We start from the raw sequence: 12,475 nt of genomic DNA, 5'->3' as shown, positions 1-12,475 counted from the left end.
TCCCTCACTAGCCTGATCCTCGCCCCACACCGCCCCTGGAGGAGCGCCATGGCCAGACAGACCGTTGCCGAGCAGTACGTCGACCTCCTCGCCCGCGCCGGTGTGCGCCGCATGTACGGCGTGGTCGGCGACAGTCTGAACCCAGTCGTCGACGCGATCAGACGGCACGACACCCTCGAATGGATCCAGGTCCGGCACGAGGAGGTGGCCGCCTTCGCCGCCGGCGCCGAAGCGCAGCTCACCGGCAGGCTGGCCGCCTGCGCGGGCTCCTGCGGACCCGGCAACCTGCACCTGATCAACGGCCTGTACGACGCCCACCGCTCGATGGCCCCCGTCCTCGCCCTGGCCGCCCAGATCCCCAGCAGCGAGATCGGCACCGGATACTTCCAGGAGACCCACCCCGACCGGCTCTTCGCGGAGTGCAGTCACTACTCGGAACTGATCTCCTCGCCCCGCCAGATGCCCCGGGTGGTGCAGACGGCGATCCAGCACGCGGTCGGCCGGCGAGGCGTGTCGGTGGTGGCCCTGTCCGGCGACGTCGCCGCGGAGGACTCCCCGCACGGGGGCGCCGAACTGGCGATACCGCTCGACCGTCCCGCCGTCCGCCCGGGCGAGAGCGAACTGGCCCGGCTCACCGACCTGGTGAACGCCGCCGAGAAGGTCACGGTGTTCTGCGGCCGGGGTGTCGAGGGCGCGCACGCCGAGGTGATGGCCTTCGCCGAGAAGGTCAAGGCACCGGTCGGACACGCGCTGCGCGGCAAGGAACACATCCAGTACGACAACCCGTACGACGTCGGCATGTCCGGCCTGCTCGGCTACGGCGCCGCATACGAGGCGATGCACGAGTGCGACCTGCTGCTGCTCCTCGGCACCGACTTCCCCTACAGCGACTTCCTGCCTCGTGACGTCAGGACCGTGCAGATCGACATCCAGCCCGAACGGCTGGGCCGACGCACGCAGTTGGACTTCGCCGTCTGGGGAGACGTGGGCGAGACACTGAGGTGCCTGACCCCGGCCGTGCGCGAGAAGCCCTCCCGGCGCTTCCTCGACCGGATGCTGGAGCGGCACGTGCACGCGCTCGAAGGCGCTGTCGGCGCCTACACCCGCAACGTGGAGAAACACACCCCGATCCACCCCGAGTACGTGGCATCGGTGCTCGACGAAGAAGCCGCCGACGACGCGGTGTTCACCGCGGACACCGGCATGTGCTGCGTCTGGGCCGCCCGTTACCTGACCCCGAACGGCCGGCGTCGCATCCTCGGCTCCTTCGTGCACGGCTCGATGGCCAACGCGCTGCCCCAGGCCATCGGCGCGCAGTTCCTGGACCGGAGCCGACAGGTGGTCTCCCTTTCCGGCGACGGCGGTTTCTCCATGCTGATGGGCGACTTCCTGACGCTCGTGCAGTACGGCCTCCCGGTGAAGGTTGTGCTCTTCAACAACTCCGCGCTCGGCATGGTCGACCTGGAGATGATGGTCGACGGACTGCCCCCCTACGGCACCTCGTACCCGCACACCGACTACGCGGCCATCGCCACCGCCGCCGGCGCCCGCGGGATCCGGGTCGAGAAGCCGGGGGAGGTACGTGACGCCCTGCGCGAAGCCTTCGCCCACGACGGACCCGCGCTGGTCGACATCGTCACCGACCCCAACTCGCTGGCCATCCCGCCGAAGATCACCGCCGAACAGGTCACCGGCTTCGCCCTGTCAGCGAGCCGCGCCGTCCTCACCGGGGGAGTGGGCCGCATGATCCACCTCGCCCGCACCAACCTGCGGAACGTTCCGCGCCCCTGAGAGGCATGTCGTCCGCGACGTCGGCGGGAAGCCGGAGCGGACCGCCGAACCGGCCCACGGCCGCTCCGTCCAAGGTCGCTCATCTGTGATGCGCTCGTGTCAAACGCGCATCGCTGCGCTTACGTATCGCCGTCCTGGGCACTTGGGGGTCATCCAGCCGCCGCACCCCGGAGAGGAGCGTTCCCCGGGACGGACAGACGTTCAGGCGCCTCAAGGAGTGATCGTGAGCATTCGCATCGGAGTGGAGGAAGAGTTCCACATCCTGGAGGTGGAGAGCGGGCTGCTCGTGCCCCGCGCCGACGCCGTCCTGCGACGGCTTCCCCGCCGGAACTTCACGACGGAACTCCACCAGTCCACCGTGGAGTCCAACAGCGGGGTGCACAAGTCGCTGCACGCCCTGTACACCGACCTCGCCAGGACAAGACGGCGGCTCGACGCGGCCGCCTCATCGCTGGGGCTCGCGGTGGTGGCCGCGGGTACGGCGCCGCTGGCACCCGGTGCCTCCGCGCATCCCACCACCGACGCGCGCTACCGGCACATGGTCGAGAAATACGGCAAGGTCGCCGATGAGCAACTCATCTGCGGTGACCAGGTCCATGTGGACATCCCCGACCGCGATACGGCGGTACGGGTGATGTGCGCGGTCTCCGGCTGGCTGCCCGTGCTCCTGGCGATGTCCGCCAGCTCGCCGTTCTGGCAGGGCTCGGACACCGGATACGCCAGCTGGCGCACGCTGCTGTGGCAGCGCTGGCCCACCGCGGGTCCGGCCGGCTGCTTCGCGAACGGGGCCGAGTACGACGCCGCCGTACGCGATCTCGTCCGGGCGGGGATCATCAGCGACCCGGGGATGATCTACTACGACGTACGCCCGTCCGCACATCTGCCGACGCTGGAACTCCGTATCTGTGACGCCTGCCCGCGCGTGGAGACCGTCGTGCTCATCGCCGGACTGTTCCGCGCTCTGGTGACCGAGGCCCGCGGGCGGCTGCGGGCGGGTGGCGCATGGGCGTGCGAGGGCCGGCACGAGTGGCTGCGCGGCGCCACCTGGCGGGCGGCCCGGTCCGGCCTCGAAGGCAACCTGGTGGATCCCGAGAGCCGCCGGGAGGCACCCGCGCCACAGGTCGTCCGGAAGCTCCTCGCTCGACTGCGCCCCGCGCTCGAGGCCCACGGGGACTGGGAGACGGTCAAGCCCCTGACGGACGCGGCCCTCGCCGACGGCAGTGCCGCTGAGCGCATGCGCCGTACGGCCCAGGAAGAGGATCTGCTGGCCTGCGTCGACCTGCTGATCGCCGAAACCCGCGGCGAACGCAGAAACCGCGGGCCGACATCGCTCGGCCGCTCAGGCGCCCCGTCCGCCGGCACGGAGCGCGGCCGCGGCCATGCTCCCTCCGCCGGCACCCACGGGGCGCGCCCCTCTTTCGGCCCCGGGGCGCCGGAGGTGATCGGCCGCTGACGCACTCGGCTGCTGACGTACTGGTGGACGCCATGAGATCCGCACAGCCCGGCTGCGTCGCGGGGGCATCACATCGCATCCCGCCGACTCCCCGCGACCGGCCGATCCGTGCCGTGCCGTGCCGGCACATGCTGTGCGGGAAAACTCGGTGCGGCACATGCCCTGTCGGCACATGCCGTGCGCGCGCAGCCGATTCGGCGGGAGCACCGCATCACCACCCTCACTCACCTGTGACAGGAGTGTTTTTGTCATGTCCAGTGGCGCCGACCGGATCGTGACCGGAAGGCGGGACCCGGGAGTCCCGGCCTACAGTGGCTGGAAGGGAGGCGACACCCCATGTGCGGTCTGAGCGGGGAGATCCGTTTCGACGGTCGGCGACCCGACCTCGCGGCCGTCGAGCGCATGAGTGACCGGCTCGCCGCCCGTGGGCCCGACGGCCGGGGCGTCTGGACGCGGGACGCGGTGGCGCTGGGACATCGACGGCTGAAGATCATCGACCTGTCGGACCTCGGAGCGCAGCCGATGACGGACGCCCGGGGCGAGGTCACCGGCGTCTTCAACGGCTGCGTGTACAACTACCAGGAGCTGCGCGAACAGCTCCGAAGACTCGGCCACCACTTCGAGTCGACGTCCGACACCGAGGTCGTACTGAAGGCCTACCGGCAATGGGGCACCGCCTGCGTCGAGCACTTCTACGGCATGTTCGCCTTCGCCCTCGTCGAGCACCGCACCGGCCGCGTGGTGCTGGCCCGCGACCGGCTCGGGATCAAGCCTCTGTATCTGGCGCGGACGCCGGGCCGGCTGCGGTTCGCCTCCTCGCTGCCGGCCCTGCTCGCGGCCGGGGACGTGGACACCTCCCTCGACCCGGTGGCCGTCCACCAGTACCTGAGCTGGCACGCAACGGTGGCGGCGCCGCGCACCGTCCTCAACGGTGTGCGCAAGCTCCCGCCGGCCACCGTGCGCGTCGTCGAGCCGGACGGCACCCACCGCGACCACTGCTACTGGCAGCCGTCCTACACGCGCCGGCCCGAGTACGCCGTCATGGCCCCGGACGAATGGCGTGACGCGGTGCTGGAGTCCCTGCGTACGGCCGTACGCCGTCGGATGGTCTCCGACGTCCAGGTCGGTGTGCTGCTCTCCGGCGGGCTGGACTCCAGCCTGATCGTCGCGCTGCTCGCCGATGAGGGCCAGCGCGACCTGATGACGTTCAGTGTGGGGTTCGAGTCCGAGGGCGGCGAGGAGGGCGACGAGTTCCGGTACTCGGATCTGGTGGCCCGGGAGTTCGGCACCGACCACCGGCGGCTGATGGTTCCCTCCCCTCGGGTGTCGGCGGCGCTGGACGGGGCGGTCGAGGCGATGAGCGAGCCGATGATCAGCCATGACGTGGTCGCCTTCTATCTGCTGTCCGAGCAGGTGTCGAAGGAGGTGAAGGTCGTGCAGAGCGGGCAGGGGGCCGACGAGGTGTTCGCCGGCTACCACTGGTATCCGCAGGTGGCGGAGGTCGCCCGCGAGGAGGAACCGGACCGGTACGCCGAGACGTACTTCGACCGGCCGCACGCCGACCTCGCCAGGATCCTGCAGCCCCACATGCTGATCCCCGACGACGTCTCGGGCCGTTTCGTCAGGGAGCACATGGCGGTACCCGGGGCCCAGACCGCCCTGGACGCGGCACTTCGGCTGGACACCCACGTCATGCTCGTGGACGACCCCGTCAAGCGGGTCGACAACATGACCATGGCCTGGGGCCTGGAAGCCCGGGTGCCCTTCCTCGACCACGAGCTGGTGGAGCTGGCCGCGGCCTGCCCGCCGGAACTGAAACTGGCCTGCGGCGGCAAGGGTGTGCTGAAGGAAGCCGGCCGGAAGCTCCTGCCCCGGAAAGTCGTCGACCGGCCCAAGGGCTACTTCCCGGTCCCGGCCATCAAGCACATGGCGGGGCCGGTCCTGGACCGGGTGCGCGAGGCGCTGGAGGCACCCGAGGCAAAAAAGCGCGGCATCTTCCAGGAACCGTATCTGGCCGAGCTCCTCGCGGCACCCGACGAGCACCGGACCAGGCGCGGAGCCAACGCGCTGTGGCAGGTAGCTTTGCTGGAGATATGGCTGCAGACCCACGAGATCAAGTGACCGACGAACTCGGCACCCGGTCCCCGGACGATGTGGTCCCTGCCGGGTCGTCGGCCGCCCCGGACGATGTGGTGCCCGCCGGGCCGTCGGAAGTCCCCCGTCCCGCGGCGGCGGCCGTCCGGTCGTCAGCTGCCTCCCATCCCGAGGGCCCCCATCCCGAGGCACCCCCTCCCGACGCCCCCCACCCCGAGGCACCCCCTCCCGACGCCCCCCACCCCGAGGCCCCCGGCGTCCTGGCGACGGCTCCGCGGCCGCCGGACACTCGGCTGTCGGACCCCTGGCCGTCGGACACCCGGTCGGCGGACGCGTACGGACCGGCCTTCGCCGCCGCTCCCGCTCCGGTGCCGTTGCCCGGGGCGGGGGGCCCGCGGGACGCGGTGACCCGGCTGCACGCGCACGGTTGCTGGTATCCCTCCGCCGACCCCGACGGCACCCAGGTGGCCTTCATCTGCGACCGGGGCGGCGTCCCCCAGCTGTGGGCCGGCCCCGTGGACGGTGGCGAGGTCCGACTGCTCGACGCCTCCCCGGAGCCCGTCAAGGAGGTGTCCTGGTCGCCCGACGGCCGCTGGATCGCGTACACCACCGCACCGGGCGGCGGCGAGCACACCCGGGTGCTGTGTGTACGGCCCGACGGCACCGGCCGCCGCATCCTGGCCGGAGCGGACCCCCGCAGTTCCGCCTATCTGGGCTGCTGGACGCACGACGGCTCGGCCGTCGCCGTCACCCTCGCCGCACCCACCACCCGTACGAACGTGGACGATCCCGGACACACCTCGATACCTTCCGAGACCGTCGGCACGTCCCTCCCACCCGACTGGACCGACCGGCACGGCCGCGCGACGCTCCTCGGAGGCGCCCGGTACGACGCCGCACCGCGGACACCACAGGCCCCGACGCCGACCGACCTCCTGGCCCTCGCGGCACCGGCGGTCCGGGCCGGCGGTGGCCTGTCGGCCTACCTGATCGACCCCGACGGCCTGGCCTCTCCCGTGCTGCTCGCCACCGAAACGCACGCCGCCACCCTGCGCGTGTGCGACCTCAGTCACGACGGCACGCTCGCGCTGCTGCGCCGCGGCCCGCGCGGACGGCGGGAGGCGATCGTCCGGCGTACCGCCGACTCGGCGACGACCTGCGCCGTTCCGGTCGCCGACGGTGACCCGTGGATCGGCCGGTTCGCCCCCGACGGGCGGACGCTGTGGCTGCGCAGCAACGCCGACCGGGAGTACGCGGCGCTGTTCGCGGTCGCCCTGGGTGACGACGGCGAGCCGCGGGGGAGGTCGGTCGTGGCGGAACGCGCGGGCAGCGACCTGGAACTGCTGTCGATGGCCCAGGACGGCCGCACGGCCGTGCTGGCCTGGAACGTCCAGGGCGCGAGCGAACTCGAACTCGTCGAGACCTTCCCGTCGCGCCCGGGCCTCGGCGAGGCGGGACCGGCGAGGCCCGTCTCGCTGCCGCACGAGGTCGTGACCCGGGTCGCAGCGGCCGGGCCGGGGCGGCTGCTGCTCGCGCTCGCCGGTTCACAACGCCGTCCCGGTGTGTGGTGGGCCCACGAAGGCGTGTCCGTGCTGCGCACCCCGTGGTCCTCCCGCGACGAGGACGCCGTCCCGCCTGGCCGCCCGCCCGTGCGGCCCGTCCCCGTGCGCCTGAGGGCACGCGACGGGCTGCCCCTGAGCGGCTGGTACTACAGGGCCCCCGGGCGAGCCCCGGACGAGCCGGCCCCCTGTGTCGTCCACCTGCACGGCGGTCCCGAGGAACAGGAACGCCCCGTGTTCAACCCGCTCTATCACGAGCTCCTCGGGCGCGGGCTGGACGTATTTGCCCCCGACGTCCGCGGCTCCTCAGGACACGGCAGGTCGTTCGTCGACGCCGACCTCGGCACCGGCCGCTTCGCCGCGCTGGACGACGTCGCGGACTGCGCGGCCCACGCGGTGACGGCCGGCCCCGCCGACCCGACGCGGCTGGCGGTCATGGGGCGCTCGTACGGCGGCTATCTGACCTTCGCCTCCCTCGTGCGGCACCCGGATCTGTTCCGCACCGGGATCGCGGTCTGCGGCATGTCCGACCTGCTGACCTTCTTCGCCGGTACGGAGCCCTGGCTCGCGGAGTCGGCGGCGCACAAGTACGGCCACCCCGAACGCGACCGCGAACTGCTGCGGGACCTTTCCCCGATGAGCCGCGTCGACGCGCTGCGGGTCCCGCTGCTCGCCGTCCACGGCGAACACGACACCAACGTGCCACCGGGGGAGTCCGAGCAGTTCGTACGCGCCGCCCGCGAACGTGGCATCCCCGCCGAACTCCTCACCCTGCGCGACGAGGGCCACGACTTCCTGCGCGCGGACAACCGGCGCCTGTTCCGCCGGGCCGCGGCGGACTGGATGGAGCGCCACCTCGGGATGTGAGCTCGTCGGCAGCACCGGGCAAGAGATCGAGGGTGTCGTGCCCGGATGCGGGGGGACCGGTGCCGCGAGGCGTGTCGAAACCGGCGACACCGGTCGGTGTTGCCGCGGCCTTTCGGCGTCAGACGCGCCACTTCACCTTGAACACCCAGGCGTGCTGACCGGCCTTGCGCGCGGCCGCGGGAACGTCGATCACCAGGGCGCCGTTGCTGACGGTCCAGGTCAGCGGTCGATCGTGGCCGAGCATGGTCACTGTGTCGCCGCTGCGGATCGGTACCGGGGCCTCGACGGTGAGCTTGGCGCCCGGCTCAGCGAGGGAGTGGATGTAGAAGGCCTCGTCCGGGCGGACGGTGAACCTCAGGTCCTCGCCCAGTTCGGCCATCCGGGACCAGTACGTGGTGTCGTAGATCGCCTCTCCGTTGGTGCGCAGCCAGTTGCCCGTCTCGCGCAGCCGGCTCTGCATGATCGCGGGGATGGTGCCGTCGGCGCGCGGGCCGATGTCGAGCAGGAAGTTGCCGTTCTTGGAGACGATGTCGACGAGGCTGTGCACGACCGCTTCGGTCGTCATGTAGGCGTCGTCCGGGGTCGCCTGGTTGTAGCCGTAACTGAACGGGTCCAGGCCGCGGCTGGACTCCCACTTGGCGACGACCGTGTTGTCGTACGTCGTGTACTCGGGCGTCGTGAAGTCGTGGAAGCCGATGCCCGAACGGTCGTTGACGGTGACCTCGATGGGCCGGGCGCGGTTCTTCGCGTGGTTGAAGTACTCGGCGAGGACATGGAGGCTGTCGTTGGCGCCGCCGATGTCGCACCAGATGAGCTCCGGGTCGTAGCCCTGGATCAGCTCCAGCATCTGCGGGGCCTGGTAGTCCTTCACGAAGTCCTTGCCCGCGGTGTAACCCGTGTAGGGCACGGGCTCCAGGGTGTACGGATTGCGCGGGGCGTGACCCATCCAGGGGTTGTCCGGGTTGAACCACTCGGGCATGGAGAAGTAGAGCCCGCGGTGGAGTTCGGGGGTGTAGCGGCGGGACGCCGCGAAGAGTTCCTTGACGAGGTCCCGCTTCGGGCCCATCTTCACGGAGTTGCGGTCGGAGACCTTGGTGTCCCACAGCGCGAAGCCCTCATGGTGCTTCGAGGTCAGCACGTGGTACTGCGCGCCCGCGTCCCGGAACAGTTCGACCCAGGCGCGCGGATCGAACTTCTCCGCCGTGAACATCGGGATGAAGTCGTCGTAGGCGAAGTTCTCGCCGTACTTGTCGCGGTGGTACCCGTAGACGGCGTTCGCGGGGTCCTGCATGTGGTTCCAGTACCACTCGGCGTACTGCTTGCCGACCGGTGACCAGGCAGGCACCGAGTAGACGCCCCAGTGGATGAAGATGCCGAACTTGGCGCCCTGGAACCAGTACGGCGCCTGGTGGCCGGAGAGGGAGGTCGCCGTGGGCTGGTAGTCGGGGACGCCGAGGGTGAACCGGCCTTTGCGCGAGGTGGCTTGGGTGCCGCGTCCGGTGACGGTCACGGAGCCGTCGCGCGCCGTGCCGGGGGCGGTGCCCGTACGGTTGCGGATGCCGACGCGGACCCGGGCCTGCTCACCGGGGTCCAGCCGACGCACCGCGGCGGGCTCGACGGTGCGGGCCCCCGACACGTCGACCTGGACCGACACGCCGTCCGCGGCGAGGACCGCGACGGTGCCCGCGTTGACGAGGGTGGCCTCGACGCTCTGGGCGCCGCTGGACTCGAGGAGCGAGTTGGTGGAGCGGGCCTCGCGCAGGGTCAACGCGCGCCCCTGGGCGGCGGGTTGGAGGGACAGCGCGAAGACGTGCAGGGACGTCTTGCCCTCCTGCGCCGGGTTGGTCACCGGCAGGGTGATCGCGACCGCCTCCCGTCGCGGGTCCAGCCACACCTCGGACGTGCCGATGCCGACGCTGTGGTCGTCCTTGGTGCCGTCCGGCTTGTAGCGGTACGGCGCCGACAGTGATCCGCCGGCGGCGTACCAGTCGGCGCCGCCGAGGCCCGCGGTCGTGGTGGAGCCGTCCGCGTAGTGGACGGTGGCTTTGCCGGAGGCGTTGCCGTAGCTGCCGGCGGTCAGGAAGACGGCGGAGAGGTAGCGGCCCTTGGGCAGTTCGACGCGCTGGCCGAGGGCGACGACGTTGTTCTTCGCGCCCGCGGCCGAGCCCGGGAAGAGGAAGGGCACTCCGTCGACCTCGACGCGGCCCGCGGGAAGTTCCTCACCGGGGAACGTGTAGCCCGAGCCGTCGAAGTCGCCGCCCGGCGCGGAGGCGGTGTCGATGGCGTCGTTGTCGTAGAGGGTGTCGAGCGGGACGGGGACGGGATCGGGGACGGGAGCCCATGGCCCCGCCTGCTCGGCGGCGACTGGTTCGGTGGCGACTGGTTCGGCGGCGTGTGCGCTGGTCGCCGCGGTGAGGGGAAGGGCTGCCGCGGCGGCGACCCCGGCCGTGGCGCCCAGGACCTGACGTCTCGGATATGTGCTCATGAGCGGCTCCAATTCATCGGATGTCTGATGATTGATTGGGCTCACCGAGCTGTCAACAGTGCAAACTGAGATGGTGGTTGAGGTAATAGGTAGGAGGATAGCTCCCTCGGTGCGTCACGCCGTACCGGAGGTGCCCGGTTCAGCTCTGGCTCACCGCGGCACCGGCGTCGCGTACGGCCCGTGGGCCCGCGCCCAGTTCGCGACGGCAGGCCTTGTTGAACGCCTGCAGGTCGGCGATGCCCACCGCGGCCGCGACGGCCGGGATGGGCAGGGTGGAGGCAAGCAGCAGATGGCGGGCGCGTTCCAGTCGCCGGCGGCGGATGTGGGCGACGACCGTGTGGCCGGTTTCGGCGCGGAACAGCCGGGTCAGATGGGTGTGCGAGACGCCGGCCGCGCGAGCGATGTCGGGCACGGCCAGCGGGTCGGCCAGACGCTCCTCGATGTAGGCCCGGGCAGCCGCCACGACGGGGTGCTGCCGCCCGTCGCGATCGGGGCCGGCCAACCGGGCGACGTGCCAGAGCACCGTCCAGACCTCGGCGGAGGCCCGCGCGGGGGAGACGGGCACCGCGGTGACCGCGTGCCTGAGCAGGTGGGCCAGCAGGGCGCCCTCGGCCGTGGCGTCCTGCATCACCGGAACCCTGTGCGGCACGCCGGTGTCCGCGAGGCGCAGATGGGCGTACAGATGCTCCGACCGGCCGCGGTAGTGGAAGTGCACCTCCGTGTCCGGCGGGACCAGGCTCACATGCCCGGGCCGGATGGGGTGCACGGCGCCGCCCACGGAGAGGGCGCCCGAGTAGTTGTAGAGGTGCAGTTGCCACAGGTCGGGCAGCCGGAAGACCTCGTGCGCCGTGGAGACTCCGTGCACGCCGACACCCGCGTTCACCACTTCCGGCGGTGCGTCGAGTGCGAGGGGTACGTGATCCATGGGAGCGGAAATCTACCAGTAGTCGGCGAATGCACCCCACGACGGTGCGGGATCCGCGCCCTAGATTCGTCGCATGTCAACCACGCCACAGCTCCTCACCTCGGTTCAGACCGCGCGCTTCGTCGCGCAGGGTTTTCTGCGCCTGGACGGGATCGTGCCGAGGGAGATCAACGAGAAGGCCATCGAGTCCCTGTCGGCGGGGATGGCCTCAGTGCCGTACGGCACACCGCTGTCGAAGGCGTTCGCGGAGGGCACGTTCGTCCACGATCTGCTCTCCCTGCCCCTGGTGTCCGGCGCCCTGCGGAGTCTGGTCGGACCCGAGCCGACGGTCGACCACCACGCGGTGCACGTGCGCGAACCGCACGAGGGCACGGCGCAGGACCTGCACGGGGACGCCATCATCGACGTACGGCCGGACGCCTTCGACGTCCAGCTCATGTACTACCCGCACGAGGTGACACCCGACATGGGAGGCACCCTCAGCGTGCCGGGCAGCCACCTGCGGCGCGTGAACGAGACCGACATCGGGCGCGTCCAGAACCTGCGCGGGCAGAACCGTCTGACCTGCCCGGCCGGGACCGTCGTCCTGGTCCATCACGGGATCTGGCACAGCGGTCGTCGCAACGACACCGGGCGGCGGCGCTACATGTACAAGATCCGCTTCAATCCGACCGTTCCGCAGGTCCGTCTCTGGGACACCTCCGACCTGCACGATCCCGCCGTGACGGCGGAACTGAACACCCGCTTCCCGTGGTACGAGCAGGCCACCGCCCGGCTGGAGATCTACAACCGGGTTCTGCTGTGGCGTGCGCTGACCGGGGACGACTCCTTCGACATCGAGTACTGGGTCACCCGTGTAAGCAACCGGCCGACCCTGAGGAGCCACGCGTGAAACAGCAGGTCCTGGTGCTCTACCTCGCCTCGTCGGCCCTGGACTCCGACGTGGTGGGCTGGTCCCGCTACGACGGCACCGGCGCCTCCCGTCCGACGACCGGGGACAGCGACGAGCCGCCGTACGAGACGGGCCTCGCCGCCCTGCGGGACGGCTGGCGCCTGTTCCAGGCGTCCCAGCTGCTGCCGCCGTACCCCGGTCACGAGTACGACACGTCGTTCCTCAAGCACGAGTTCCTGTTCGAGAAGCTGGAGGACTGACCGGCGGGCGGTGGTGCACCACATCACACGCCCGTGACTCGACTGCCTGGTGTTTCCTGCCTGTTGCCGTTGCGATGTCACCCTGGTCACGGGCGACAAGGCCACCGTCGCCCCCGGCGCGGACGACAGCCCCGGCACGCTCGTGCAGC

At 71.1% G+C, this 12,475-nt stretch carries 8 protein-coding genes; 6 read left to right on the top strand and 2 right to left on the bottom strand.

Annotation, left to right across the window (positions count from 1 at the left end; genetic code table 11):
• The first annotated feature begins 48 nt into the window (after positions 1 to 48).
• The 4 genes from ACIBK3_RS16675 (at position 49) to ACIBK3_RS16660 (ending at position 7,764) form a co-directional block, all read left to right on the top strand.
• Complete coding sequence (locus ACIBK3_RS16675) at positions 49 to 1,791, top strand: pyruvate dehydrogenase (RefSeq protein WP_399366160.1); 1,743 nt, start codon at positions 49 to 51, stop codon at positions 1,789 to 1,791.
• A gap of 223 nt (positions 1,792 to 2,014) precedes the next feature.
• A complete protein-coding gene (locus tag ACIBK3_RS16670) occupies positions 2,015 to 3,244 on the top strand; it encodes a glutamate--cysteine ligase (protein ID WP_399366159.1) in 1,230 nt (409 codons plus the stop codon).
• 336 nt (positions 3,245 to 3,580) lie between these two features.
• Positions 3,581 to 5,365 carry an N-acetylglutaminylglutamine amidotransferase gene (locus ACIBK3_RS16665; protein WP_399366157.1) on the top strand — a complete coding sequence of 595 codons (1,785 nt, stop codon included), beginning with the start codon at positions 3,581 to 3,583 and terminating at the stop codon, positions 5,363 to 5,365.
• Positions 5,366 to 5,631: 266 nt separating this feature from the next.
• Positions 5,632 to 7,764 carry a S9 family peptidase gene (locus ACIBK3_RS16660; protein ID WP_399366836.1) on the top strand — a complete coding sequence of 711 codons (2,133 nt, stop codon included), beginning with the start codon at positions 5,632 to 5,634 and terminating at the stop codon, positions 7,762 to 7,764.
• Between the two features lie 118 nt (positions 7,765 to 7,882).
• Here the strand turns inward: ACIBK3_RS16660 and ACIBK3_RS16655 are convergent, their stop codons facing one another.
• Positions 7,883 to 10,249 carry an alpha-L-fucosidase gene (locus tag ACIBK3_RS16655; protein WP_399366156.1) on the bottom strand — a complete coding sequence of 789 codons (2,367 nt, stop codon included), beginning with the start codon at positions 10,247 to 10,249 and terminating at the stop codon, positions 7,883 to 7,885.
• A gap of 139 nt (positions 10,250 to 10,388) precedes the next feature.
• Positions 10,389 to 11,174: a helix-turn-helix domain-containing protein gene (locus ACIBK3_RS16650; protein ID WP_399366155.1), complete on the bottom strand. Its 786-nt coding sequence runs from the start codon at positions 11,172 to 11,174 to the stop codon at positions 10,389 to 10,391.
• 73 nt (positions 11,175 to 11,247) lie between these two features.
• On the opposite strand from ACIBK3_RS16650, the gene ACIBK3_RS16645 reads away from it, so the two are divergent.
• The gene (locus ACIBK3_RS16645; protein ID WP_399366153.1) at positions 11,248 to 12,066 is read left to right on the top strand and encodes a phytanoyl-CoA dioxygenase family protein; all 819 of its coding nucleotides are present in this window, start codon (positions 11,248 to 11,250) and stop codon (positions 12,064 to 12,066) included.
• A complete protein-coding gene (locus tag ACIBK3_RS16640; RefSeq protein WP_399366152.1) occupies positions 12,063 to 12,326 on the top strand; it encodes a hypothetical protein in 264 nt (87 codons plus the stop codon). The genes ACIBK3_RS16645 and ACIBK3_RS16640 overlap by 4 nt, the downstream gene beginning before the upstream one ends.
• Positions 12,327 to 12,475 lie beyond the last annotated feature (149 nt).

Origin of the sequence: Streptomyces sp. NPDC050287 (assembly GCF_044459385.1) — a bacterium.
GTDB lineage: Bacteria > Actinomycetota > Actinomycetes > Streptomycetales > Streptomycetaceae > Streptomyces.
Note: the sequence above shows the minus strand (reverse complement) of the source record. Positions and strands in the feature narration are given on the sequence as shown.